General features: G+C 39.4%; 24 protein-coding genes and 5 pseudogenes. 14 read left to right on the forward strand and 15 right to left on the reverse strand.

Annotated features, from left to right (window positions below):
- Positions 1-86 (reverse strand): annotated as a pseudogene (locus tag NI455_RS13740) (recombinase family protein); the annotation flags it as partial.
- 191 nt (positions 87-277) lie between these two features.
- On the opposite strand from NI455_RS13740, the gene NI455_RS13745 reads away from it, so the two are divergent.
- On the forward strand, positions 278-661 hold the full coding sequence (locus NI455_RS13745) for a hypothetical protein (protein WP_164543274.1): 384 nt from the start codon (positions 278-280) through the stop codon (positions 659-661).
- Positions 662-1,118: 457 nt separating this feature from the next.
- Here the strand turns inward: NI455_RS13745 and NI455_RS13750 are convergent, their stop codons facing one another.
- The 3 genes and pseudogenes from NI455_RS13750 to arsC all read right to left on the reverse strand — a co-directional run bounded on the left by NI455_RS13750 (position 1,119) and on the right by arsC (position 4,323).
- On the reverse strand, positions 1,119-2,237 hold the full coding sequence (locus NI455_RS13750) for a Fic family protein (RefSeq protein WP_016807159.1): 1,119 nt from the start codon (positions 2,235-2,237) through the stop codon (positions 1,119-1,121).
- 187 nt (positions 2,238-2,424) lie between these two features.
- A pseudogene (locus NI455_RS13755) lies at positions 2,425-3,759 on the reverse strand (ISNCY-like element ISAba32 family transposase).
- Between the two features lie 135 nt (positions 3,760-3,894).
- Positions 3,895-4,323 (reverse strand): arsenate reductase (glutaredoxin), encoded by a 429-nt coding sequence (arsC, locus tag NI455_RS13760; protein WP_004647748.1) that lies wholly within the window; start codon positions 4,321-4,323, stop codon positions 3,895-3,897.
- Between the two features lie 82 nt (positions 4,324-4,405).
- On the opposite strand from arsC, the gene NI455_RS13765 reads away from it, so the two are divergent.
- The 3 genes from NI455_RS13765 to arsH are packed head-to-tail and all read left to right on the forward strand — an operon-like array spanning position 4,406 to position 6,475.
- Positions 4,406-4,720, forward strand: coding sequence for an ArsR/SmtB family transcription factor (locus NI455_RS13765; RefSeq protein ID WP_004647747.1), 315 nt, complete (start codon positions 4,406-4,408; stop codon positions 4,718-4,720).
- Positions 4,721-4,724: 4 nt separating this feature from the next.
- Positions 4,725-5,765 (forward strand): ACR3 family arsenite efflux transporter, encoded by a 1,041-nt coding sequence (arsB, locus tag NI455_RS13770; protein WP_004647746.1) that lies wholly within the window; start codon positions 4,725-4,727, stop codon positions 5,763-5,765.
- A gap of 5 nt (positions 5,766-5,770) precedes the next feature.
- Positions 5,771-6,475 (forward strand): arsenical resistance protein ArsH, encoded by a 705-nt coding sequence (gene arsH / locus NI455_RS13775; protein ID WP_026055795.1) that lies wholly within the window; start codon positions 5,771-5,773, stop codon positions 6,473-6,475.
- A gap of 77 nt (positions 6,476-6,552) precedes the next feature.
- Here arsH and NI455_RS13780 read toward each other — a convergent pair whose 3' ends face one another.
- The 6 genes and pseudogenes from NI455_RS13780 to NI455_RS13805 all read right to left on the reverse strand — a co-directional run bounded on the left by NI455_RS13780 (position 6,553) and on the right by NI455_RS13805 (position 9,651).
- Positions 6,553-6,777: an addiction module antidote protein gene (locus NI455_RS13780; protein WP_004647743.1), complete on the reverse strand. Its 225-nt coding sequence runs from the start codon at positions 6,775-6,777 to the stop codon at positions 6,553-6,555.
- Positions 6,778-7,094: 317 nt separating this feature from the next.
- A pseudogene (locus NI455_RS13785) lies at positions 7,095-7,190 on the reverse strand (plasmid replication DNA-binding protein); the annotation flags it as partial.
- Positions 7,188-7,358: pseudogene (locus NI455_RS13790) on the reverse strand (IS3 family transposase); the annotation flags it as partial. The pseudogenes NI455_RS13785 and NI455_RS13790, both read right to left, overlap by 3 nt.
- A gap of 175 nt (positions 7,359-7,533) precedes the next feature.
- Positions 7,534-7,818, reverse strand: coding sequence for a putative quinol monooxygenase (locus tag NI455_RS13795; RefSeq protein ID WP_171265313.1), 285 nt, complete (start codon positions 7,816-7,818; stop codon positions 7,534-7,536).
- Between the two features lie 19 nt (positions 7,819-7,837).
- On the reverse strand, positions 7,838-8,836 hold the full coding sequence (locus NI455_RS13800; RefSeq protein WP_171265324.1) for a zinc-binding alcohol dehydrogenase family protein: 999 nt from the start codon (positions 8,834-8,836) through the stop codon (positions 7,838-7,840).
- Positions 8,837-8,910: 74 nt separating this feature from the next.
- The gene (locus NI455_RS13805) at positions 8,911-9,651 is read right to left on the reverse strand and encodes an SDR family oxidoreductase (protein ID WP_004647740.1); all 741 of its coding nucleotides are present in this window, start codon (positions 9,649-9,651) and stop codon (positions 8,911-8,913) included.
- 135 nt (positions 9,652-9,786) lie between these two features.
- Here NI455_RS13805 and NI455_RS13810 point away from each other — a divergent pair, with 135 nt between their 5' ends.
- A complete protein-coding gene (locus NI455_RS13810) occupies positions 9,787-10,686 on the forward strand; it encodes a LysR family transcriptional regulator (RefSeq protein WP_004647738.1) in 900 nt (299 codons plus the stop codon).
- 50 nt (positions 10,687-10,736) lie between these two features.
- Here NI455_RS13810 and NI455_RS13815 read toward each other — a convergent pair whose 3' ends face one another.
- A complete protein-coding gene (locus NI455_RS13815) occupies positions 10,737-11,753 on the reverse strand; it encodes a zinc-dependent alcohol dehydrogenase family protein (RefSeq protein ID WP_004647737.1) in 1,017 nt (338 codons plus the stop codon).
- Entirely contained in the window at positions 11,743-12,738 is a 996-nt protein-coding gene (locus NI455_RS13820) for a zinc-dependent alcohol dehydrogenase family protein (RefSeq protein ID WP_004647735.1), read from the reverse strand. The genes NI455_RS13815 and NI455_RS13820 overlap by 11 nt, the downstream gene beginning before the upstream one ends.
- Before the next feature lie 464 nt (positions 12,739-13,202).
- Here NI455_RS13820 and NI455_RS13825 point away from each other — a divergent pair, with 464 nt between their 5' ends.
- The 4 genes from NI455_RS13825 (at position 13,203) to NI455_RS13840 (ending at position 16,307) form a co-directional block, all read left to right on the forward strand.
- Positions 13,203-13,478, forward strand: a complete 276-nt coding sequence (locus tag NI455_RS13825; RefSeq protein WP_001133624.1) for a metal/formaldehyde-sensitive transcriptional repressor — start codon at positions 13,203-13,205, stop codon at positions 13,476-13,478.
- A 21-nt stretch (positions 13,479-13,499) separates the two neighbouring features.
- Positions 13,500-14,612, forward strand: a complete 1,113-nt coding sequence (locus NI455_RS13830; RefSeq protein WP_000842149.1) for an S-(hydroxymethyl)glutathione dehydrogenase/class III alcohol dehydrogenase — start codon at positions 13,500-13,502, stop codon at positions 14,610-14,612.
- 228 nt (positions 14,613-14,840) lie between these two features.
- On the forward strand, positions 14,841-15,671 hold the full coding sequence (fghA, locus tag NI455_RS13835) for an S-formylglutathione hydrolase (protein WP_000402510.1): 831 nt from the start codon (positions 14,841-14,843) through the stop codon (positions 15,669-15,671).
- A 333-nt stretch (positions 15,672-16,004) separates the two neighbouring features.
- Positions 16,005-16,307, forward strand: coding sequence for a putative quinol monooxygenase (locus NI455_RS13840; RefSeq protein WP_000920558.1), 303 nt, complete (start codon positions 16,005-16,007; stop codon positions 16,305-16,307).
- Positions 16,308-16,392: 85 nt separating this feature from the next.
- Here NI455_RS13840 and NI455_RS15625 read toward each other — a convergent pair.
- Positions 16,393-16,722, reverse strand: a pseudogene (locus NI455_RS15625) (IS3 family transposase); the annotation flags it as partial.
- A gap of 183 nt (positions 16,723-16,905) precedes the next feature.
- On the opposite strand from NI455_RS15625, the gene NI455_RS13850 reads away from it, so the two are divergent.
- From NI455_RS13850 to NI455_RS13860, 3 genes are all read left to right on the forward strand, one after another.
- Positions 16,906-18,063: an iron-containing alcohol dehydrogenase gene (locus NI455_RS13850; RefSeq protein WP_253114681.1), complete on the forward strand. Its 1,158-nt coding sequence runs from the start codon at positions 16,906-16,908 to the stop codon at positions 18,061-18,063.
- Positions 18,064-18,138: 75 nt separating this feature from the next.
- Positions 18,139-18,816: a type 1 glutamine amidotransferase domain-containing protein gene (locus tag NI455_RS13855; RefSeq protein ID WP_004647734.1), complete on the forward strand. Its 678-nt coding sequence runs from the start codon at positions 18,139-18,141 to the stop codon at positions 18,814-18,816.
- A 203-nt stretch (positions 18,817-19,019) separates the two neighbouring features.
- A complete protein-coding gene (locus NI455_RS13860; RefSeq protein ID WP_004647733.1) occupies positions 19,020-20,147 on the forward strand; it encodes an alkene reductase in 1,128 nt (375 codons plus the stop codon).
- Positions 20,148-20,230: 83 nt separating this feature from the next.
- Here NI455_RS13860 and NI455_RS13865 read toward each other — a convergent pair whose 3' ends face one another.
- On the reverse strand, positions 20,231-20,461 hold the full coding sequence (locus NI455_RS13865) for a hypothetical protein (protein ID WP_001087955.1): 231 nt from the start codon (positions 20,459-20,461) through the stop codon (positions 20,231-20,233).
- A 104-nt stretch (positions 20,462-20,565) separates the two neighbouring features.
- Positions 20,566-21,174, reverse strand: coding sequence for a TetR/AcrR family transcriptional regulator (locus NI455_RS13870; RefSeq protein ID WP_103800938.1), 609 nt, complete (start codon positions 21,172-21,174; stop codon positions 20,566-20,568).
- 144 nt (positions 21,175-21,318) lie between these two features.
- Between NI455_RS13870 and curA the strand changes: the two genes are divergently transcribed.
- Positions 21,319-22,338, forward strand: a complete 1,020-nt coding sequence (curA, locus tag NI455_RS13875; RefSeq protein ID WP_103800937.1) for an NADPH-dependent curcumin/dihydrocurcumin reductase — start codon at positions 21,319-21,321, stop codon at positions 22,336-22,338.
- 16 nt (positions 22,339-22,354) lie between these two features.
- Entirely contained in the window at positions 22,355-22,993 is a 639-nt protein-coding gene (locus NI455_RS13880; RefSeq protein ID WP_004281825.1) for a glutathione S-transferase family protein, read from the forward strand.
- Positions 22,994-23,425: the final 432 nt, after the last annotated feature.

Below are 23,425 nucleotides of genomic sequence, written 5' to 3' on the forward strand. Positions count from 1 at the left end.
AGATCCTGAAGAATCTGCAAAGCCCTTTTTGCATCTTGATCTTTAGTTGAAGCTCGTAGATAAATACGTGTATTCATTTCTATCATTTAATATTAATTCTATTAGATTAATGATAACAACATCATTTAATTATTGCATTAAGTCTAATGATAGATATTGTATGCGATTTGGCTCGCTATCATTCAGCTATAGTCTTTTGATAAAAAAAGCATGACTAAAAGCCATGCTTTGGGAATTCGTATAACGTGTACTATGTTAATTTTAGAAAATATTAAGTATGTGGAAAATATATAAAGAAGAAAATTCTGATCTTGGATTTGCTATTGGGTGTCTATTTTCAGAAGCAATTAATCTAAATGAGTTTAGACAATGGATTGAGCTTTGTATTAACGATTTAAATCAAGATGAAATACCACTTTATATGTTTGATCTTATAGATTTCGAGGACTCATTAGCGAAGATTCATTCAGTTATTGGATTTGTACCAAGCTCTAGGCTATCAAAAACAGAAAAAATAGCGTTAGAAGGCATTTCTTATCTAAGGGGAATAGATATTTTTGACCCTATTTATACGCAGCAACAATCCATTGAAGCCTTAAAGGACAATCCACATATATCAGAGAAATTTAAGAAAACTTTTCCTTTTATAAGCTTTATTTAACATAATGGGCGTTATACGAAACGCATATTTTAAATATATAAAAATCATACACTTGTGTTATAGTGGTGATGCTCGACGATGTCGAAAAGCTGACTTGGAAACAAGTCGGCTTTTTTATGAGCAGTTTTGATACTTCTTGCCAATAAAATTGTTTAAAAAATAGTCAATTTTGAGGTTTTTCAAATTTTATCAATGCCTCAATGTCCAAAATTATCCACATTTTTTGTGGATAAAATTTAGGCTATTTTGTACGCCTGGGCTTACGTAAATTCCGGTTCTTTACGGCTGTCCAGGAGAGGTGAATTTTCCTATGATGAAGCCATAGAGAACAGGATGTTCCAAACAACAAGAATAAGAAAGATCGCACCAGGAACGTGAGGTAAGACAGGAGTCATACTTAGCAACCCAATATGAAAAACCCCGGCAGGATGCCGGGGTTTTTTATTGCTTAGAATATCTATAACTGGGTATTGATCTGATAGCGTGTATTACGTCCACCACCTTCTAATTTAACGATACATTCTTTCTCAAGTAAGTCTGATAAGTGGCGAGTAGCCGTTGCCTTACTGACTTTAGCAACCTTTTGATATTGCGAAGCACTAATACCATGTTCAAAGCCATTTTCGCCACCGTCTAATAAACGATTTAGAACTTTACGTTGTTCTTCACCCAGGGCTAAATTTGAATATTTATGCCAAAATTGACTTTTAAACAATGTTCGACTGATCTGCGCTAAGGTTTTTTCAAGGCTTTCATTCAACGTGTCTAGAAACCAAATCAGCCAATCTGTGATATCAGAATCATTTTTTTGAGTTTGTTCTAATATCTCATAGTAACTTTTACGTTTATTTAATATCGTAGTAGACATTGCATACAAACGGATACTTTGCTCATCCATTTGAGCTAGAGCAAGGTCTGTAAGTGTACGTGTAATACGGCCATTACCATCATCAAAAGGATGTAGGGTAACAAACCATAAATGGGTAATGCCTGCACGTAACAGAGGATCAAGCAATGAATCATTCAGACTCTGATTAAACCACGCTATGAAGGTATGTAAGCGTTCTTCTAAGCCTTCTCTTGGCGGTGCTTCAAAATGTACTTTAGGGTAATCCAATCGACCTGAAACGACCTGCATAGGCTCTGATCCCCTCAGTTGACCAATGCGTAAACGTTGCATTGTCCAGTCGGGGTCATTGAAAAGCCAACGATGCCATTGCATGAGGCGCTCAACAGTCAGTGGTTGCTTAACATCGTTCAGCGCATCCAGCATGATATTGGCTAAACCTTCTGATCGATCTGAGCTTGGATAAGGCTGTTCAAGAGTGACACCCAAGCGTTGGGCTAAAGATGATCGCAATGAAAAAACATTGAGGGTTTCATTTTCAATTGCTGATGAAGCAACGAGATTGGCAAGTAGAGTATCTAGAGTGAATTGTTCTTTCGCTAAATCATGCTGACTTTGTCCAAGAAGAATTCCTATTTTTTGATGTATCTGTCTGGTTTTAGGTAAGATAGTTGAATCTTGCCATGTGAAATTTGTCCAGTTTTCTGCTTGCCAAATCCATTTCTGCATTTTCAATCTCTCTCATCTAAAATCTAAGATGAGTTAAATATAGCACAAATTCGACTCATATTGTGAGCCGAATATGTACTGTTAATTAGCTCATTATTTATCGAGAACATTTCTACTTTGGGCTTACAAATGCTGTTATTCACCAATTAAAATGTCTATGCGATAAACCATTTAAAATGTCCTGTTTTTAACCACAAGAGTCAAGCACAGGATTTAACTTTCTTTGTTCAATAACAGCTTTCTGAGCTTTACGACTCGGCATACTTTTCTTGAGACGGGAACGTTTATTCTGTTTTTCCAACTCTTCATGCTGTTGCTGAATATGTGCCAGAACTGTACCTAACCGTTTATTCTCAACGATCTCATTCTGCTGTAGCCCAGCTAATTTATTGAAAATGCTGTAGTTGAGCTTTCGTCCCTCGTGCATGAGAGCCACAGTCCCATCCGGGTACTCCAGAAATGAAATATATTGCCCAACAAGCTTATGATTCAGCTCTATCGGTTCAAGCAGATAAATACATTTGTCATAGGTCAGGGTCAGATTCTTGGTGACCTTACGCGGTTCCTGTCAGGTAAAAATATCATCCAGTTCAAGATGAGATTCGGTTAATGGCCGATGTAAATTCTTTGAGTTTCGCGCACACTTGGCAAACTTCTGATTGAAATGCTCAATAAAGCAGGGCAGCCAGGCATTTGCCTCGGCAATTGAACAGATACCTTCTAGGCGCATTTCCTTGATCAGGCGATCCTGGAGTGTTCTATTGGCACGTTCCACACGGCCTTTGGCTTGGGGTGAGTTGGCGAAGATAATATCAATATTTAACTCATTCAGAATCCGCCCAAATTGCGTGATCTGGCTATCTTGGCTCGATTTCTGATTCACTCGGAATACCGAGTGTTTATCGCTATAAAACGCTAAAGGCTTGCCGTATTGCTCAATGTAGGCTCGGGTTGAAAGCATATAATCAAAGGTCGTTTCAGCCTCACAAAAGCGCAGATGCAACAGCTTTCCAGTGGCGTCATCGATATAAACCAGCAAGCAGCATTTGGAAGCTCGACCTTCAAACCAGTCATGATATGAGCCATCGATCTGGATCAGCTCACCGAAGCAATCACGGTTGTATCGAGGCTGATATGGACGTTTCAGGCGCTTGGATCGAGGAATCCAGAGGTCATTTGCAGTCATCCAGCGACGAACCGTTTCTACCGGGATATGCAGGCCAAACATGCTGCTGAGCTTCTCATGAGCCAATGTAGGACCAAAGCCAAGTAAATGTTCAGAAATAATGGAAAGACATTCTGATTTTAACAGGACGTCATGGCGACGATGGCCAGGTTGACCACGACTGGCATGTGCCATACCTGAGACACCATCTTGATTGAGCTTCTGCAATAACCGGGTAATTTGACGGGTGGAAAGATTCAGGATTTCAGCAGCACGGACCTGGGTAATACGATGATCTCTAACGTCTTGCAGAACTGCAAGACGTTGAATTTCTTTATCAGACATAGTGATCAGCATCTATATTTTATATCCAGTCCATGGTGATAAAAACCATCATAAACCAGACATTTTTATTGGTGAGAATATAGACACTTTAAATGGGTTCTAACATTTCAATTTCGTATATCAACCATTATGTTAAATGAGGCGGATTTATTTAATCCGCTTACCATTTTCATCGATGATTATTTCACCATCTTCTTTGGTAAAAGCTCCTAATTGAGGCGCAGACAAAATATCTAAAACGAGTTCAGATGGTCTACATAGTTTTACCCCCAGTTCAGTCACAACAAATGGACGGTTAATTAAAATTGGATACTCCAGCATAAACTGAATAAGCTGCTCATCTGTCCAGTGTTGCTGATCCAACTTGAGCGTTTCAAAAGGTTCCACGTTTTTGCGAATAGCTTCACGTACAGAAAGACCTGATTTCTCAATTAAATTAATGAGTTCACTTTTACTTGGAGGGTTGAGAAGATACTCAATAACTTCAGGTTCTTCTCCGGTATTTCGAATTAGCGCCAGTGTATTTCTTGATGTTCCGCACGCTGGATTATGATAGATCTTAACTTTTGATGACATTGGACTTACTCAGGACTTCATAATATTGCATTTATATATGGATATGCGTATATTCGCAATAGCATATATTGGAGTATAGATTATGGATCAAGCAGATTTCTTTAAATGCCTATCTGACCCGACACGTCTAGATATTTTAAAAATTATTTTAGAAAGACAAAATGTATGTGTTTGTGAAATCACAGAAATATTACAACTGAGCCAACCTAAAATTTCTCGTCACTTGGCTTTACTCCGTAACCTTTCAATTTTGCTAGATGAGCGCAAGGGACAATGGGTGTATTACCGATTAAATCCTGATTTACCAGAATGGGTAAATGCAGTGTTCAGTGTTTTGAATGCTGAAATATTAAATAAATCTACGAGCAACTTATCTATCTCTATGCAATGCGAGTAATTCAATGTCCGCATCAAAGCTCTCATTCTTAGATCGAAACCTAACTCTATGGATTTTCATTGCCATGGCATTAGGCGTAGGTATTGGCGTATTTTTCCCTCAAACATCTGTTGTATTAGATCAATTAAGCATTAATTCAGTGAATATCCCTATCGCAATAGGGCTTATTTTGATGATGTATCCACCACTTGCCAAAGTTGACTATGCAACCTTGCCTAAAGTCTTTGAGGATAAGCGTACCCTTACATTATCTCTTATTCAGAACTGGGTCATTGCACCTTGCTTAATGTTTGGCTTGGCCATTATTTTTCTGCACGCCTATCCTGAATATATGACTGGCCTAATTCTCATAGGCTTAGCTCGATGTATTGCGATGGTCCTCGTCTGGAATGGTTTGGCATGTGGGGATAATCAATATGTTGCTGCCTTGGTTGCGTTTAACAGTATCTTCCAGATCTTGTTCTTTAGTACTTATGCTTGGTTGTTCTTGACCTTCTTACCGCCATTCTTTGGGGTAGAAGCACAAATCATTGATGTAAGCTTTTGGACCATTACCCATGCTGTTCTGGTTTATCTAGGTATTCCATTCTTACTTGGTTTTTTAACCCGGCTGATTTTAGTCAAACAGAAAGGTTTGGATTGGTATCAAACTAAGTTTATTCCAAAGATTAGCCCAATCAGCCTTATTGCGCTTTTATTCACGATTGTAGCAATGTTCAGTCTTAAAGGTGGTGAAGTGATTAGCCTTCCTCTAGACGTGCTTAGAATCGCTATTCCTTTGACGATCTATTTTGTTGCAATGTTCTTCATCAGCTTCTTTATGAGTAAGTGGATGGGTAACGATTACCCTAAAACGACTGCTATTTCCTTTACTGCGGCAGGCAACAATTTTGAATTAGCACTGGCTGTAGCGATTGCCACTTTTGGATTAGCTTCTCCTGTCGCCTTCACCACCGTGATTGGCCCATTGGTTGAAGTACCTGTATTGATTGCCTTAGTGACAGTTTCGCTATGGCTTAGAAAAAAAGTGTTTAAAGAGGTATGAATCTAATGAACTTACCAAATATTGATCTTAGTCTTTTAGAAAAACCGACTTTAGAAAAAATTCAGGCAAAAAACCTGGATCATCCACCCAAAATATTACTTCTATACGGCTCAAATCGTGAGAGATCATATAGCCGTTTAGCAGTTCAGGAAGCAGGCCGAATCCTGGAGTACTTCGGTGCAGAAGTTAAAATTTTCCATCCTAAAGGGTTACCTCTTCCTGAGGATGGTGATATGCAGCATCCCAAGGTAAAAGAACTGCATGAGCTTTTAGCATGGTCAGAAGGCATGGTTTGGTGCTCTCCTGAACGTCATGGTTCAATGAGTTCGATTTTAAAAGCTCAAATTGACTGGATTCCATTAGCAGCAGGCGCAATACGTGCAACGCAAGGTAAAACCTTAGCTGTAATGCAAGTGTGTGGAGGTTCGCAATCCTTTAATGCTGTAAATCAATTACGTATTTTAGGGCGTTGGATGCGTATGATCACAATACCAAACCAGTCATCAGTTCCTAAAGCATTTCTTGAGTTTGAGGAAGATGGTCGTATGAAACCTTCTTCTTATTACCGTAGGATTGTAGATGTAATGGAAGAGCTTTATAAATTTACACTTTTAACCAGGGGACAATCAGCATATTTAACTGATCGTTACTCTGAACGTGTAGAAAGTGCAGAAGAGCTTTCAAAACGTGTGAATCAGAAGAGTATTTAGATTTCCTAAAATTAACATCATACACCTTATACGAAATTAAAAAATGGAGCTTAAAACTCCATTTTTAAATAACTTTTTTAAATTGCTAAGCGTAAATTAAGTGCTTTTACAACTTTAATCACAGTATCAAAACTAGGGTTAACATCACCAGAAAGTGCTTTGTAAAGACTTTCTCGGCCTAAGCCTGTATCTCGTGATAATTGAGCCATTCCTTTAGCTTTTGCAATGTTACCTAAAGCCTTTGCAATGAATGCGGCATCGCCATTAGATTCTTCAATACATGCTTGTAAGTAAGCTTGCATATCATCTTACAGTTCTTAGCTGAATATGGAATAGATATGAAACATAAAAATAAATACAAGGAAACAGCATTTGAAAGAGCACAGAAGCAAGCAAAAACTGAATTAATGAACTACCTAGAAACATTTAATTAGGTTTTCTAAAATACATAATACACCTTATACGAAATGCGTTATAATTCCGCTTATAAATCAATCCTGTAGTTCCTAGTTTATAGCCCATCTTCCCCAAGGTGGGCTTTTTTTATGTTTTTCCATGTTTCACGCTTAGTAAGTGAGCAATGTTTCACGGCTTTAATAAGCCCAAGTGAACAATCAAATCAGCCATACGGCTTAAAGAATCGGCTCCAAAAGCCTCTTTTTTCCGGTTCAGGCTCTACGTGTTCAGGAATAGGAATTCGCTTATTCTCGATTACCCAGTTTAGTGTCGCAAGTTGTACATCTGCTAAACTTTGCCAATCTGCTTTTAAATATTCAATCACCTCTGTTTTGTATAAGCCATTCACTGTTTCAGCCAAAGCAATATCATATGAATCACCAGTCGTACCGACTGATGCTCTTAAATTTGCTGCCTCTAAACGATGACATTATTGTCAAAATGCAGGGTATGGGTGGCTCCCCTTAGGGGCATAATTTGTTGAATCCTAGGTTACTATTAAAAAATCAGAAAAAATAGGAGTTTAGAGCTCCCATTTTTTGTTAGCTTTCTAAGTCCCTATGTTAATTTGAAGAATACTTCATCATAACGTCCGAATACAGCTATATTTTTTTGATTTCTACAATATCACTTGATTCAATGAGCGATTGGATATTATCAAATAAACTTTGAATATAATCAGACGCTATATGGATATCTAAATCCTCCCTGCTACGCCATTCTTCTAAGAAAAAATATCTACTCGAGTCATTTTCGCTAATATAAAGCTCATATTTCAAGCATCCTTCTTCGTTAAGTGTAGGCTCTATTACACTTTTTAAAAGCGCTTCTAACGTCTCTTTTTGATCTGACTTTGCCTTAAAGTTCGCAATTATTGAAATAGTCATTATTTCACCTTTAATTTGTTTAGAAGTTTTCTAGTACAATTTTGCCTTTTGACTTGCCTGATTCAAGCAACTTATGCGCCTTCTCCAAGTTTGCAGCGTTAATTTTGCCTAGATTTTGGTTGAGGGTACTTCTAATTTTTTGCTGGTCAACTAATTGGGCAACCTGTTGCAATAGATTACCTTGCTTTTCAATATCATCGGTTTCATACATTGAACGAGTGAACATTAACTCCCAATGGATAGAAATAGATTTAGTCTTAAACGGCATAATATCAAATGTTTGTGGATCATCGATCAATCCAAGCTTGCCTTGTGGTGCAATCAGAGAAACTATTTGCTGGATATATGTTTCTGTATGATTTGTAGAGAATACGTATTTTGGTTTTGCAATGCCTAGTGTCTCGATTTGTGCATTTAAATCTTTGCTATGATCAATGACATGGTCGGCACCAAGTGATTCCACCCAAGATTTCGTTTCTTCACGTGAAGCTGTTGCTATAACGGTCAGATTTGTTTTTGCTTTTAGGAGTTGGATAGCAATTGATCCTACACCGCCTGCACCACCAATAATCAGAATACTGCCAACATCTGTTTCTGAAATTTGAAACCGATCAAACAGCATTTCCCATGCCGTGATAGCAGTTAATGGCAATGCTGCTGCTTCTGCATTAGATACTGTAATTGGTTTAAGACTGATAATTCGTTCATCGACTGCTTGAAACTCAGCATTACTACCATCTCGGGTTAAATCGCCAGCATACCAAACAGACTCTCCTACTTTAAACGAGGTAACTTTTGGGCCAACTTCGATAATTTCCCCAACGGCATCCCAACCTAAAATACGATTATTTGCTTCAGACGAATTTTTTCTCACTTTGGTATCAACTGGATTCACAGAGATTGCCTGAACTTTTACCAGTACATCACGCTCCTTAAGTGTAGGCTTCGCTTTTTCAATATCTACCAATGAATTTTTAAAATCATCATGATTATTTATAACATACGATACGGCTTTCATAGATTTGTCCACAACTTTAAAAAAAATATAGTAAAAATGGGAGCGAGGTGCTCCCATTTTTTGTTATTCAATAATTAAAACTCTTGGCTCGTTGGGCGTAAAACAATTTCATTAATATCTACATCCGCAGGCTGTTCAATTGCATAAGCAATTGCTCGAGCGACTGAGTCAGCTGGTATGGCTTGTTTGTAGAAATCAGTAACAAACTCTGAACTTTCTTTATGAGAAGAACCGAATTTTAGTTCTGACTCAATTGCACCAGGCTCAATAGTAGTCGTTCTAATTGTTCCCCCAACTTCATGACGAAGTCCTTCAGAGATGGCTCTTACAGCAAACTTAGTACCGCTATAAACAGTACCTCCCGGACTAAATACTTTTATCCCTGCAACAGATGCGAGATTAATAAAGTGTCCAAAGTTTTGTTTTTGGAAAACAGGTAGGGTAGCTGCTATACCATAAAGAACACCTTTGATATTAATGTCGATCATACGATCCCATTCATCAACTTTTAGCTCACTTAATGGTGCAATAGACATTAATCCAGCATTGTTTACCAATACATCGATTTGACCAAATGCGCTTAATGCCTTTTCAATAAGTGCTTGTACTTCATGTGGTTTGGTTATATCCATACCAATAAATTCAGCTTGACCACCTTCAGCACGAATGTCGTGAACAATAGCCTCTAATTTTTCAGTACGTCTAGCACCAAGTACAACCTTTGCACCTTTTTTAGCAAGTAAGCGAGCAGTAGCTTCACCTAAACCACTACTTGCACCAGTGATAACAATAACTTTATTTTCTATATTATTCATACAAGTGCCCTTCAACCTATCTGTCAATCATATTTGATGGATTAAGTATTACAGCCTTGATAGGTATAATAAATGAATAATATTATCTTTCAGAATTCCTATTTACGGAATAATTACCAGACCACAGGATTGGACATGCAGAACAAATTGGAAATGATGCGTATCTTTTGTGTCGCAGCAGAGTCTCGAAATTTTAAAGAGGCAGCCACTCAGCTCGGTATTTCCCCGCAGCTAGTGACACGGGCAATAAAAGAGCTAGAAGAGCAGCGCGGAGAGATTCTGTTCTACAGGAGTACTCGACAAATTAAAATTACTGCTGATGGTGAGCGTTTGGCAAAGCAAGCACGTTTTGCGGTGGGATCCATTGATGCTCTGCTTGTAAAAGACACCAAGGAAAAACGAGATGAAATGCGTGGGACTGTCCGTCTTACTGTTTCGTCAGTGTTAGGGCGTAAATTGGTAGTACCTGCACTAGCAGAATTTGCCACACGTTACCCAGATATTGTCGTGGATTGTGTGCTAACAGATTCACACTCGGATGTGATCGATGAGCGGATAGATATCGGGATCAGATTTGGATTTTTGCCGGACAATCGATATGTGGCAAGGGAATTGGCTAAAGTGAACTTTTATTCTGTGGGTACGCCAGAGTTAATTGATAAGGTCGGAATGCCTAAAAAAATTATTGACCTTGATAAATACCCTCTAACAGCACTATTCGATCATAAAACAGGGCGTTACTGGCCATGGACATTCACCGAAAGTCGAAGCTTCACGCCATCAAAGCCTCGTTTTATTACAGATGATCTAGAAGCTGAATTTCAAGCTATTCTCGCTGGGGTTGGATTCGGACACATGCCTGGATTTCTAGTTTTGCCGTGGCTTAGGAGTGGTAAGCTCATTCAGATACTTCATGAGGAAACCTCTCCCGTTTGGCGCCTGTATTTATATCGTCCACAGCGGGGCCCGACACCTTTGCGAATCCGAGCATTGTTTGATTACTTAGCGGAAGTGTTGGGCCATATAGAAACCTGAATCAGATGGAACTAACCTTTTTTCTAGAAAGTAGAAATCAGATAAGACCATCATGTATTTAGAGTAACTACAATTTTTCCTATTTGCTGATTTGATTCAAGATAGCGCTGAGCGTCATGCATGTCCTCAAAGTTAAAGCAACAGTCGATCACTGGACGAAGATATCCTGCACCTATACTGCTAAGAATAAATCGTCTGGCTTGCTCCCTTAGAACAGGATCATGGAGAACCTCAAGGAACAAAAAACCTCGCATGGTTAAGCTCTTGCGTAATGCAACTTTAAGGGGAAATGGTGTGATCTCCGGGCTAAGTGCACCATGCATAACCATAGTTCCTCCCACAGACATCGCTTTTGCAATCTGTTCAATATGTGGCCCTCCTACAGCATCGAAGGCGACATCAAGATATTCTCCACCCAAACGTGAAACAAGCGCCTCATACAAATCTGGTTCATCTTCACTGGCTATAACATTTTTAACACCGAGATCCAGTAAACGTTGCTTTTTCTCTACCGTCTGTGTACTTGCAATGACCTTAGCACCCGCTGCTTCAGCTATCTGTATCGCAGCTAGTCCTACGCTACTTGAAGCTGCTGTGATCAAGATCGTTTTTCCTTTCGAAAGTCCACCAGCATGGATTACACCACCCCAAGCCGTCAAATACTGCATCCAGATTGAAGAAGCTTCTTCCCAGCTTAAACTATCGGGTTTGTGAACTAAAAAAGTTTCTGGAATCAGAAGCTTGTCCGCATATGTCCCATATTTGGCTAGATTGTCAGTCGGAAGAATCGATACTGCATCTCCTGGAGAAAATTGGCGTACACCTTCACCTATTGCCAGAACTATGCCTGCTCCCTCATATCCCAGACGAGAAGGGAATACTGCTTTTTGAATATAAGTACCACGCCGAAACATTACATCAGCCCGGTTGAGTCCGATCGTTTTCATCTGGATTAGAACTTCTCCTGCTGCTGGTAAAGCAACAGGAAGTGTTTCTAATGTCAGAACATCTGTATCTCCAATACTATTGAAGCGCCAAGTCTTGGCCTGAAGTGCGTTAAATGACATCAATCACGACCTTAATATTGGCAGAGCGATCTTGAACAGCATCATGAGCCTCAATCGCTTGGTCTAGAGTAAAATGACGAGGATCAACAAGAGGACGCAGTTTACCTTCCTCAACAAGACGAGTCGCGATCTTAAGGATATCACCATGATGAGCACGGCGATTGCCTGTTAACATCGGCATTAGGACGAATACGCCAGACACTGTGGCACACCGTAGAGATGAACTCGCTAAATTATGATTACCAAATGCAGCACAGCTGGTAATGTGGCCATAGTGAGTTGTCATGGAAAGTGAAGCTTCGAGTACTGGACCACCCACAGTGTCGTAAACAATGTTAAAACCTTGACCCTCAGGGCTTGCAGCAATAATGTCATCGGAAGATGCTGTTGTGTAATCGAGAGGTGTTGCACCGAGTTCTGAAATCAGTGGTTGATCAGCTGTACGACCAGTCGCCCAAACATTTGCATCAAGTGATTTTGCAAGCTGAACAACCATATAACCAACGCCACCAGCACCACCCTGAACCAGTACAGTTTGCCCTGGTTGGACCTTCGCGTTATCCACTAAACCTTCCCAAGCGGTGAGGAACGTCAATGGTAGTACTGCTGCCTCGCGCATAGAGATATTCCGTGGCTTTAATGCAATCAGATCGGCATCTGCTACAACATATTCTGCTAAAGATCCTTGAAGACCACGAACGCCACCAATCAGACCGTAAACTTCATCTCCAACGTTGAAGTGGGTGACACCTTCACCAACAGCAGTTACAACCCCAGCCATATCTGTTCCCAACACGGCAGGAAGCTCTGGCATAGCATATGGTGCTTCACCAAGACGAATTTTATAATCAATAGGGTTTACACCACTAGCATGAATACGTACTAGAACTTGCCCAGCCTCTGGTTGAGGTATAGGGAGTTCTACACGTTTAAATTCATGATCACCAAAATTTTCTAGGATAAGAGCATTCATCATCTTATTCATAGTTGTTCCTTATTCTTAACTGGGGGATGATATGCACAGTACCAAAGTAAATTAATCCAATAAATGATATTTATAGGATTTGATAATTCCTAAATAATGAATAATAAATATCATCTGCTCACTAAAAATATTCTAGTACAGTCTGTAAAGGCAGTTTAATCTAAACTGTCGGTAGTATTTTCAAGGCTTGAAACGTTCAAAATATCTACAAAGTGGCTAAAATTTGAAACATAATTCTAAAAGGTCATAGCATTACAAAGAACATGAGCCAAAAAAAATGGGAGCTAAAAGTCCCATTTTTTTTGTGACTTTCGCATAAGCTCTATGATGTTAATTTAAAAAAACTAAAAACAGGGATAGAAAATTTTCGCTAAAGATCTTTTTAATTTTCGATTTATAAAAATTATTGCTTTTTTTATACTATGGGGTAGTATAGTATTAATGCTAGCTAATAAGGAGGTCTGATGCCTAATCAGGTTGAAGACAAAAAAAAGATTCTTCTACGCGTCAGAAAGATCAAAGGTCAGACGCAAGCGATTGAAAAAGCGTTAGAAGACAATGTGGAATGTGGTGCAATTCTGCAACAAATATGCTCTGTGCGTGGTGCTATTAATGGTTTGATGAATGAAATGTTGGAGGTTCATTTAAAGGACACTTTAGTATCAGGTGAAACCACAGAACAACAACGAAAAGAAGAATTGGCTGAAATCGCCAAGATTCTAAAATCATATTTAAAATAGATCTGTATAAGGAATTATTCCATGAAGTCACGTGCTGCCGTTGCGTTTGGTCCTGGTCAACCTCTTCAAATTGTTGAAGTTGATGTTGCACCACCGAAGAAAGGTGAAGTATTAATTAAGATCTCCCATACCGGTGTGTGTCATACAGACGCATTTACTTTATCTGGCGATGATCCTGAAGGTGTTTTTCCGGCTATTCTCGGGCATGAAGGTGCTGGTGTTGTAGTTGAGGTTGGTGAAGGCGTGACTAGCGTCAAACCAGGTGATCATGTTATTCCACTTTACACTGCTGAATGTGGCGAGTGCGTATTCTGTAAATCTGGAAAATCGAACTTGTGTATTTCTGTTCGCGAAACTCAAGGTAGAGGCGTAATGCCAGATGGTACCACTCGTTTTTCCTACAATGGTCAACCGATTTACCACTATATGGGCTGTTCAACGTTCAGTGAATACACGGTAGTGGCAGAAGTATCATTGGCTAAAATCAATCCTGAAGCCAATCACGAACATGTCTGCTTACTGGGTTGTGGGGTAACAACGGGTATCGGTGCAGTACATAACACGGCTAAAGTACAAGAAGGTGATAGTGTTGCGGTCTTTGGTTTAGGTGGTATTGGTCTGGCAGTCGTACAAGCCGCACGTCAAGCTAAAGCAGGGCGTATTATTGTGGTTGACATGAATCCAGATAAATTTGCGCTGGCAAAAGAGTTTGGTGCAACGGACTTCTTAAACCCTAAAGATTACGATAAACCAATCCAGCAAGTCATTGTCGAAATGACTGGCTGGGGTGTAGATCATTCATTTGAATGTATTGGTAACGTGAATGTGATGCGTGCAGCCCTTGAAAGTGCACACCGTGGCTGGGGACAATCCGTAATTATTGGTGTAGCTGGCGCAGGTCAGGAAATCTCTACCCGTCCATTCCAACTGGTTACTGGTCGTAAATGGCTAGGTTCTGCCTTTGGTGGGGTAAAAGGTCGTACGCAACTTCCAGGAATGGTTGAAGATGCCATGAAAGGTAAAATTCAATTAGAACCATTTGTGACACATACGATGGGCTTGGATCAGATCAATGAAGCCTTTGATCTAATGCATGAAGGTAAGTCAATTCGTACTGTAATTCATTACGAATAATTCCGTCAGACCTTATACTTTTCCATGCATGTGAATCATGAATGACATGCATGGAATCCTCTAAAACGGCACATCATCTGTAAAACAGATCTATCTATGTATCCATCATGTATAGGTTCAACAAACCTGCCTACATTTTAAATCTTTATCAGTATTCTCTGTGGAGAATGTCAGACTCTTTGTTTACTCGATTTCTCATGAAGTCTTGCTCAACATAGGTAATTGATTATGGAAATAATTGAGAAACATGCTTCTTTTGGTGGATCGCAAGAAGTGTATCGCCATCAGTCAATAGCATTAAACTGTTCAATGAAATTCTCAATATATCTGCCACCTCATGACAAAGATGAGCGGTTGCCAGTGTTATATTGGTTATCAGGATTGACTTGCAACGAACAGAACTTTATTACTAAAGCCGGAGCACAAAAGTATGCGGCTGAACATAAAGTCATTATTGTTGCACCAGATACCAGCCCACGTGGAGAGGATGTACCAGATCATGCAGATTATGATTTAGGCCAAGGCGCAGGATTCTATGTGAATGCAACACAAGCACCCTGGTCGCAGCATTTCAAAATGTATGATTATATTGTGGAAGAGCTCAGAAATCTGATTGACCTGAATTTTCCGACCAATCAAGTCCAAAGTATTATGGGTCATAGCATGGGTGGTCATGGTGCATTAGTAATTGGATTAAAAAATCCTGAGCTGTATAAAAGTATTTCTGCTTTTGCACCAATTGTTGCACCTAGCCAAGTACCTTGGGGGAAAAAGGCTTTTACACACTACCTAGGTGAAACCGAAACTTTATGGAAAAGCTATGATGCGATTGAATTAATCAAAAACGCTGAAGTTCATTTACCTATTTTAGTCGATCAAGGAACAGCTGATGATTTTCTTGAAGAACAGTTAAGGCCTAAGCTTCTTAGTGATATTTGTTTGGAACAAGAATATCCTCTGACACTTAACCTAAGAGAAGGGTATGACCATAGCTATTACTTTATTGCGAGCTTTATAGAGAAACATATAGAGTTTCACAGCAAATTCCTAGCTAAATAACTTTCATAGATATGAGGATGTACAATATTGTTCTTGAATGCTTCTTGAGCAATATAATTTCCAGATGAAGAGGTCAGCTTATAAATCTAAGGTAGAGTCAATTGATCCTTATATAAATAAGATTGAATTTAATCATCTCATATCTTGATTTTTTGATTCAAATGTTAATGATATTAACTTGAATAAATTCATAGCATTATGTCGAAATAAAAACCTAAATTTTGGCTCAGCTATGGGATGTTTTTTAACTTTTATACAACAAAACTTTCTGACATGCATACATTAGCAATGTCAGAATCAGTTTGAATTATAATCAATTATGGAGTTTTAGTCATGCTTAAAACAGCTTTATATGTCCGTCTTGAAGCTAAACCGGGTAAAGAAGACGAAGTGGAAGCTTTTCTTAAAGCCGGTTTACCTATTGTCATGGAAGAACCTGCGACAGTTGCGTGGTTTGGCCTACGTCTTGGACCTACAACATTTGGTATTTTTGATGCATTTCCTGATGAGGCGGGTCGCCAAGCGCATTTATCTGGCAAGGTTGCAGCTGCTTTGATGGCTCAGGCCGAAGAGCTATTTTCAGAGCCACCATCTATTGAAAAAGTAGATGTTTTGGCGAGTAAACTACCAGCTTAAACCGATGCTTAAATGTATGAGGGTGCTGTCTGAAATTTTGAATGAAAGGCAGCACTTTAACGCTTTGAGGTTTGTCATAGGCTTTTTATTCAAGTTGGGCTACTTTATTTATTGGCTTAATCTCATCATTTAAATGGGGCAATATCCAAAACAGGGTAAATAAACGAATGCAACTATTTACATGCTTTATATTGAACCAATCTATTTAATTTACTGTCACATTTGTACATCTGCTAAACCGTGCCAATCTGCTTTTAAAATATTTAATCATTGCTATTTTGTATGAGCCATTCACTGTTTCAGCCAATGCGTTCACAACCATGTCAGTAGTCATACGTGTTGATACCTTTCATCCAACAATCGCTCGTGAAAATACATCAATAATAAAAGCGGTATAGAACAAGCCTGAATTTGTTTAACCATCACTAAAGTTGCAAGCTGAAATAATTTTTATAAAAATAGACGACTGGTCTATTTTTATGTATAGTTAGCACATGGTGTAGGCAAAAGCCGTAGTGTTGTCCGATTTTTTAAAAGTTTATTTGATGAATAACGGTGGTTTTTCAAATCAATTAACTGATCATTCTAGGATAAAAATATGCTGAATTTTAACTTTTATAATCCGACCCGCATTATTTTTGGTGGCGATACAATAGCTAAAATCAATGACTATGTGCCTACAGAAGCAAAAGTATTAATGTTGTTTGGTGGTGAAAGTGCACGTAAGAATGGTACTTTAGCTGAAGTGCGTGAAGCATTAGGTGCAAGAGAAATTCATGAATTTGGCGGAATTGAGCCGAATCCGAGTTATGAAACCCTCATGAAAGCTGTAGAGCTGATTCGTGAACAAAAGATTGATTTCTTGATGGCTGTCGGTGGTGGATCGGTAATCGACGGTACTAAATTTATTGCAGCAGCAGTCAATTATACAGGTGATACATGGGAGATTTTAGAAACCCATGGTAATAAAATTACCCAAGCTTTGCCTTTTGCGAGTGTACTCACCCTTCCGGCAACTGGTTCAGAAATGAATAGCGGTGGGGTAGTAACCAGAAAATCGACCCAAGCCAAATTGTCATTTAGCAGTCCCTATGTTTTTCCGCAATTTTCCGTACTTGATCCGAATAAAACTTTTAGCTTGCCGACGCGCCAGTTGGCTAATGGCGTGGTCGATGCATTTATTCATGTCATGGAACAGTACTTAACTCACCCTGTGAATGCACACGTACAAGATCGTTTTGCCGAAGGTCTATTGCAAACTTTGATTGAGATTGGACCGAAAATCTTGGAAGATTCAGCAGATTATGACACGCGTGCGAATTTGATGTGGGCTGCTAGCATGGCACTGAATGGGCTAATTGGAGCTGGTGTACCACAAGATTGGTCAACCCATTTGATTGGACATGAGCTCACGGCTTTATATGGTATTGATCATGCTCGTACCTTGGCCATTGTGTTGCCGTCCAATCTACAAGTGCGTCGTCAAGAGAAGCGAGAAAAATTACTACAGTATGCAGCTCGTGTCTGGCAGATTGTCGAAGGTGATGAAGAACAACGTATTGATACTGCTATTGCTCGTACTCGAGCCTTCTTTGAGCAACTTGGATTACCGACTCGTCTTAGCGATTATGGACTGGGGGAGACAGATATTGAGATCATCATTACGCAACTTAAATCACATAATCTTACACAGCTAGGCGAACATAAAAATGTTTCATTAGAGGTCAGTCGCCAAATTCTCGAGATGAGCATCTAAGCTAAATGCGCGTATCTGGCATGCTCTGACCCTGTAACAATGCTCCTCAATCATGAAAATTATCGGAGAAATAACATGAAAATTTTAATCGTTTTAACTTCACATGATCAACTTGGCAATACTGGTAAGAAAACAGGTTTCTGGCTAGAAGAACTTGCTGCACCGTATTACACCTTTATTGACTCTGGTGCTGAAGTTACGCTGGCGTCGCCTCAAGGTGGGCAGCCACCACTAGATCCGAAAAGTAATTTAGCCGATGCTCAAACTGAAACCACTCATCGTTTTGAAGCAGATCCAACTGCAATGCAAGCATTGGCACAGACACATAAACTTAGCGAAATTTCTGTAGCTGATTATGATGCAGTGTTTTATCCAGGCGGGCATGGCCCATTGTGGGATTTAGCAGAAGATCCGATTTCAATTTCTCTGATTGAACAGGCGATTCAGTCTGGCAAACCTGTTGCAGCAGTGTGTCATGCCCCGGGTGTTCTTCGTCATGTGAAAGCGAGTAATGGAGCGCCCTTAGTTAGCGGTAAATTAGTGACTGGTTTCACCAATACTGAGGAGGCCGCTGTAGGTTTGACTGAAATTGTACCATTTTTAGTCGAAGACATGCTTAAACAAAACGGTGGTCATTATTCTAAAGTTGATGATTGGCAAGTACATGTTCAAGTAGATGGCTTGCTGGTTACTGGACAAAATCCAGCATCTTCTGCTGCAACTGCCTCAGCATTACTTCAATTGTTGAAATAAAGAGTAGCTAGTGTCTGTTGTGGTGCTTAGCAGTGAATAAACTTCTGACTCTGAGCAACTGGCGCAATAAGCAAAATAACCCTCCCTTAATGGTGAAGGGCCTGAGTTAATAGCTTTCCTTCCTTTATTTTTTCTATATACAGGAAGGAAGGGTATTTTTTTAATTTAGATCAATTAAGTCATGATGACTTGGATACAATGAAATGAAAGACAGCAAACTATTTCAAAACTTAAGCTTAGGCCCTTATGTTTTGCAAAACCGTATTGTATTGCCACCATTAACGCGGTCGCGCAGTACTCAGCCAGGGAATATTCCAAATGAACTGATGGCAACCTATTATCAACAGCGTACCGGTGCAGGATTTATGGTCACCGAAGGTACGCAAATCGAGCCACGTGGTCAAGGCTATGCTTGGACACCCGGTATTTACAGCTCTGAACAGATTGCTGGATGGCGTAAAGTGACGGAAGCAGTGCATGCTAAAGGAGGCATTATTTTTGCACAACTTTGGCATGTTGGGCGTGTTTCACATACATCTTTGCAACCCAATCATGCATCACCGGTCGCGCCCTCGGCTATTAGGGCTGATAGTAATGTTAAAGTCTTTATTGAGACCGGGCCCAATGCAGGTGCCTTGGCTGATCCTTCAATGCCACGTGCTTTAAGCAATGCAGAAGTTAAAGAATTAGTGCAACTCTATGCTCAAGCAGCACGCAATGCCTTGGCTGCTGGTTTTGATGGGGTTGAAATTCATTGTGCAAATGGTTATTTGGTGAATCAATTTATCTCTGCACATAGTAACCACCGTGAAGATGAATATGGTGGATCACTAAACAATCGTTTGCGTTTTTTACGTGAAGTAGTAGAGGCAGTTGCTGAGGTGGTTGGTGCAGATCGTTTAGGAGTGCGTTTTGCCCCGCTATTTGAAAGTACAGAGGAAGATCGTGTTTACATGGGGTTGGTTGAAGATGATCCACATGTGACTTATATTGAAGCCATAAAAATACTTGAAGAAGTTGGGATTGCCTATTTATCGATTGCAGAAGCTGATTGGGATAATGCACCAGAACTTCCTCATGATTTTCGTAGAGATGTCAGAGACACTTTCAGTGGTCGGATTATTTATGCAGGTCGATATACGGCAGAAAGAGGGACTCGAATTTTAGAGGCAGGGCTGGCCGATTTAATTGCATTTGGACGCCCATTTATTGCGAATCCAGATTTACCCGATCGCATCGCCAATGGTTGGCCATTGAATGCAGTAGATGCAAGTACTATGTATGGTGGGACGGAAAAAGGCTATATTGATTATCCAGCTTACGCAGATTAATCTCGACTAAGTGAGTTATTTTGCCAACCTTTGTGGTTGGCAAAATAAGAACTTAGGATTGCTGTTGCCAGCATAACTTCTTCTTAAAACAAATTCTTAAAATTTTTTAGCTGTGTAATGAGCCAACCTGCCAGTGGGAAAGAAATCAGTTGCGTTACTGGCACTAATACTATGACTTCAATCAACACCATCATCGGGAAACTTTGATGCTCAGTAATTGGCTTTAATAAAGTGAGTACCAGTAATAGTGTGGGATATAAGCCTAAATATCCGACTAAAATACGAGTCATGAGGGCTTTAGGAGGAGAATTCATTGTGCGCTATACTCATAGATTGTTAATTGATCTAATAGCAACACATTAATAAGTAATCATTGGACTGCTATTATTAATTATGTAATTGATATTTAATTTAATTTTTATGAATCTTCACCTTTTAATAGAAATTTAGTTGCTCTCAGAGCTTGATGTAATGGTGTTTTATCTTTTTGCAACTTACTCAGTAATGCTGCACCTAACCACATTTGGTAAAGTACTTGTGCCAAAGTCGAGGCCTCGGTATCTGCTTGGATAGATTGATCCTGTTTACCCAAATCAATTAAAGCAGCAATCCGTTGGATTACATCATCGACGCCAGCGGACATAATGGAGCGCATATCTTCGGATAGATCGGCAACTTCTGCGGCAAGTTTCACAATTAAACAGCTATCCGCCCAACCACACTGTGTTTTAGGATCTTCTATCCATAAATTAAAATACTCAATCAGCTTTTGATAAGGGGATTTATCACTACGCCATACATCATTTAAACGGACTTGGTAATTGTCTACATAATGCTGTACCAATTCACATCCGAAAGCTTCCTTAGATTGGAAATAATGATAAAACGAGCCTTTAGGGATCTCACAGCTCTGTAAAATTTCCTGTAATCCTACACCGGTAAAACCTTTATGCAAAATCAGGTCTGAACTGGTGTTAAGAATGTGTAAGCGCTTCGCTTCAGACTTTTTAATAGGAGTAGGCTTCATATTAATTATTTACTCTATTGTAAAAAAATAGACCAGTCGTATTGTTTTTTATTATAACTCATCTACAATGGATGTAAAGAAATTTTAATCTTAATTTTTAATTGTGAAGAGAAATACTTCTAAATAAAACATGGAGTTATATGTGTGAAAACAGTTATTAATCAACGCATCGTTTTAGCTAAACGGCCAGTGGGTGAGCCAAAACACAGCGATTTTCGTATTGAGCAAGTTGAGCTCAATGAACTTAAACAAGGCGAGATATTGTTAAAAACCATTTACTTGTCACTCGATCCTTATATGCGTGGTCGCATGAGTGATGCTCCTTCATATGCAGCACCGGTTGAAATTGGTGAAGTGATGGTCGGTGGAACAGTCAGTCAAGTGGTGGCCTCTAAAAACCCAAAATTCAAAGAAGGCGAGTGGGTTCTTTCAGGAAATGGCTGGCAGGGCTACGCAATTTCTAATGGGACTGCATGTCAAAGCTTAGGTATGCAACCTGAACATCCATCTTGGGCATTGGGTATTTTGGGAATGCCAGGATTTACTGCTTATATGGGGCTGTTGGACATTGGTCAGCCTAAAGCCGGTGAAACTTTAGTCGTTGCAGCTGCAACGGGACCTGTTGGTGCTACGGTTGGACAGATTGGCAAACTTAAAGGTTGTCGCGTGGTTGGCATCGCAGGTGGGCCTGAAAAATGCCGTTATGCTGTAGAAGAACTCGGCTTCGATGCTTGTATCAATCATCATGATGAAAATTTTGCAGAACAATTACAACAAGCAGCTCCCAACGGTATTGATATTTATTATGAGAATGTCGGGGGTAAAGTGTTTGATGCGGTATGGCCATTGCTTAACTCTGCGGCACGTGTACCGGTGTGTGGTGTGGTTTCCCAGTATAACGCTACCGAGCAAGCACAAGGGCCAGACCGTTTACCGGGCTTTATTTCCACCCTTTTAAAAAAGCGTATTCGCATGCAAGGCTTTATTATTTTTGATGATTATGGCAGTCAGTATCCGGAATTCTATCAGCAAATGTCTGAATGGTTGAAAGACGGAAAAATCAAATATAAAGAGCATATGGTGCAAGGTTTAGATAACACGATCAATGCTTTCAATGGTATGTTGAAAGGCGAAAACTTTGGCAAAGTGGTTGTAAAAATTTAAAAAAATAGGAATTATCATGATCACACTACATCATTTAGATCAATCACGTTCTTTTCGTATTTTGTGGTTACTTGAAGAAATCAAGCAGCCCTATGAGCTGAAACGCTATTATCGTGACTCAAGCACGCATTTGGCCCCTGACTCTTTAAAAACCATTCACCCTTTAGGGAAATCTCCAGTATTAGAATGGGATGGCAAAGTTATTGCAGAGTCAGGCGCAATCGTTGAGTTATTAATTCAGAAACTTGCGCCGCATTTAGCACCAGATATGGATGAATCTACCTATGTCGATTATCTACAGTGGATTCATTTCTCAGAAAGCTCTGCCATGCTGCCATTTTTGTTAAAAACGTTTAATACGATAGAAACCAAGCAGGGCACGAAGTTGGTATTTCTAGAAAATTATACTCAAGTTGAGTTCGATAAAGTATTTGGCCATTTAAATGAATATTTAAAAGATAAAGAATTTCTAGTGGCAGACCGTTTAACCGGTGCTGACTTCATGATGGGCTTTGGACTACATGCTTTAGTTTATCATATGGGACAAGGTGAAAATTATCCCCATATCCAACGTTACGTAGCAGGTTTAAGCCAACTACCTAGCTGGCAAGCCGCAGTACAAATTGAACAAAATGGTGTGAAAAGTCAAAAATAGCAAGATTGTTTTTTTAAGGCAATTGAGAAAAAGAATCATGATTGACAAGTACATCTGGTTATAAAATAAGCTGACACTTATTTAAAGTAAACGCCTAATGAATTTCATCGGGCGTTCTCTATTTTAAAGATAAGGAATTACCATTATTTAAGATAAGTTTCGCCTATTCTTTCACTGCAAATTCCTATCAAAAGGGCTTGAATATCACGACGGTTACGTTGAAAGATATAATCAACTTTTGAAAGAAAAGTGACAAACGCACAGCAAGATTAAATTATTCCTCGGGGTATTAAACAAGTAATCTATATCATTTTACTAACATAAACACATCTGGGTAAAAATAGAGGTGGTCCCACTTGTTTGAACAACTAAAAGCGTATTTATAAGTGATATTCCGCTCTAGTTAAGCCACCTTGTTTTGTTGGGGTAGCT

It is taken from the genome of Acinetobacter lwoffii (genome assembly GCF_024129435.1).
In the GTDB taxonomy this organism is placed as follows: domain Bacteria; phylum Pseudomonadota; class Gammaproteobacteria; order Pseudomonadales; family Moraxellaceae; genus Acinetobacter; species Acinetobacter lwoffii_F.

Excerpts from the sequence above, each read along its gene's own strand:
- NI455_RS13745 (WP_164543274.1), top strand. The coding sequence starts at position 278 with ATGTGGAAAATATATAAAGAAGAAAATTCTGATCTTGGATTTGCTATT.
- NI455_RS13750 (WP_016807159.1), bottom strand. The coding sequence starts at position 2,237 with ATGCAGAAATGGATTTGGCAAGCAGAAAACTGGACAAATTTCACATGG.
- arsC (WP_004647748.1), bottom strand. The coding sequence starts at position 4,323 with ATGTCATCAAAAGTTAAGATCTATCATAATCCAGCGTGCGGAACATCA.
- NI455_RS13765 (WP_004647747.1), top strand. The coding sequence starts at position 4,406 with ATGGATCAAGCAGATTTCTTTAAATGCCTATCTGACCCGACACGTCTA.
- arsB (WP_004647746.1), top strand. The coding sequence starts at position 4,725 with ATGTCCGCATCAAAGCTCTCATTCTTAGATCGAAACCTAACTCTATGG.
- arsH (WP_026055795.1), top strand. The coding sequence starts at position 5,771 with ATGAACTTACCAAATATTGATCTTAGTCTTTTAGAAAAACCGACTTTA.
- NI455_RS13780 (WP_004647743.1), bottom strand. The coding sequence starts at position 6,777 with ATGCAAGCTTACTTACAAGCATGTATTGAAGAATCTAATGGCGATGCC.
- NI455_RS13795 (WP_171265313.1), bottom strand. The coding sequence starts at position 7,818 with ATGACTATTTCAATAATTGCGAACTTTAAGGCAAAGTCAGATCAAAAA.
- NI455_RS13800 (WP_171265324.1), bottom strand. The coding sequence starts at position 8,836 with ATGAAAGCCGTATCGTATGTTATAAATAATCATGATGATTTTAAAAAT.
- NI455_RS13805 (WP_004647740.1), bottom strand. The coding sequence starts at position 9,651 with ATGAATAATATAGAAAATAAAGTTATTGTTATCACTGGTGCAAGTAGT.
- NI455_RS13810 (WP_004647738.1), top strand. The coding sequence starts at position 9,787 with ATGCAGAACAAATTGGAAATGATGCGTATCTTTTGTGTCGCAGCAGAG.
- NI455_RS13815 (WP_004647737.1), bottom strand. The coding sequence starts at position 11,753 with ATGTCATTTAACGCACTTCAGGCCAAGACTTGGCGCTTCAATAGTATT.
- NI455_RS13820 (WP_004647735.1), bottom strand. The coding sequence starts at position 12,738 with ATGAATAAGATGATGAATGCTCTTATCCTAGAAAATTTTGGTGATCAT.
- NI455_RS13825 (WP_001133624.1), top strand. The coding sequence starts at position 13,203 with ATGCCTAATCAGGTTGAAGACAAAAAAAAGATTCTTCTACGCGTCAGA.
- NI455_RS13830 (WP_000842149.1), top strand. The coding sequence starts at position 13,500 with ATGAAGTCACGTGCTGCCGTTGCGTTTGGTCCTGGTCAACCTCTTCAA.
- fghA (WP_000402510.1), top strand. The coding sequence starts at position 14,841 with ATGGAAATAATTGAGAAACATGCTTCTTTTGGTGGATCGCAAGAAGTG.
- NI455_RS13840 (WP_000920558.1), top strand. The coding sequence starts at position 16,005 with ATGCTTAAAACAGCTTTATATGTCCGTCTTGAAGCTAAACCGGGTAAA.
- NI455_RS13850 (WP_253114681.1), top strand. The coding sequence starts at position 16,906 with ATGCTGAATTTTAACTTTTATAATCCGACCCGCATTATTTTTGGTGGC.
- NI455_RS13855 (WP_004647734.1), top strand. The coding sequence starts at position 18,139 with ATGAAAATTTTAATCGTTTTAACTTCACATGATCAACTTGGCAATACT.
- NI455_RS13860 (WP_004647733.1), top strand. The coding sequence starts at position 19,020 with ATGAAAGACAGCAAACTATTTCAAAACTTAAGCTTAGGCCCTTATGTT.
- NI455_RS13865 (WP_001087955.1), bottom strand. The coding sequence starts at position 20,461 with ATGAATTCTCCTCCTAAAGCCCTCATGACTCGTATTTTAGTCGGATAT.
- NI455_RS13870 (WP_103800938.1), bottom strand. The coding sequence starts at position 21,174 with ATGAAGCCTACTCCTATTAAAAAGTCTGAAGCGAAGCGCTTACACATT.
- NI455_RS13880 (WP_004281825.1), top strand. The coding sequence starts at position 22,355 with ATGATCACACTACATCATTTAGATCAATCACGTTCTTTTCGTATTTTG.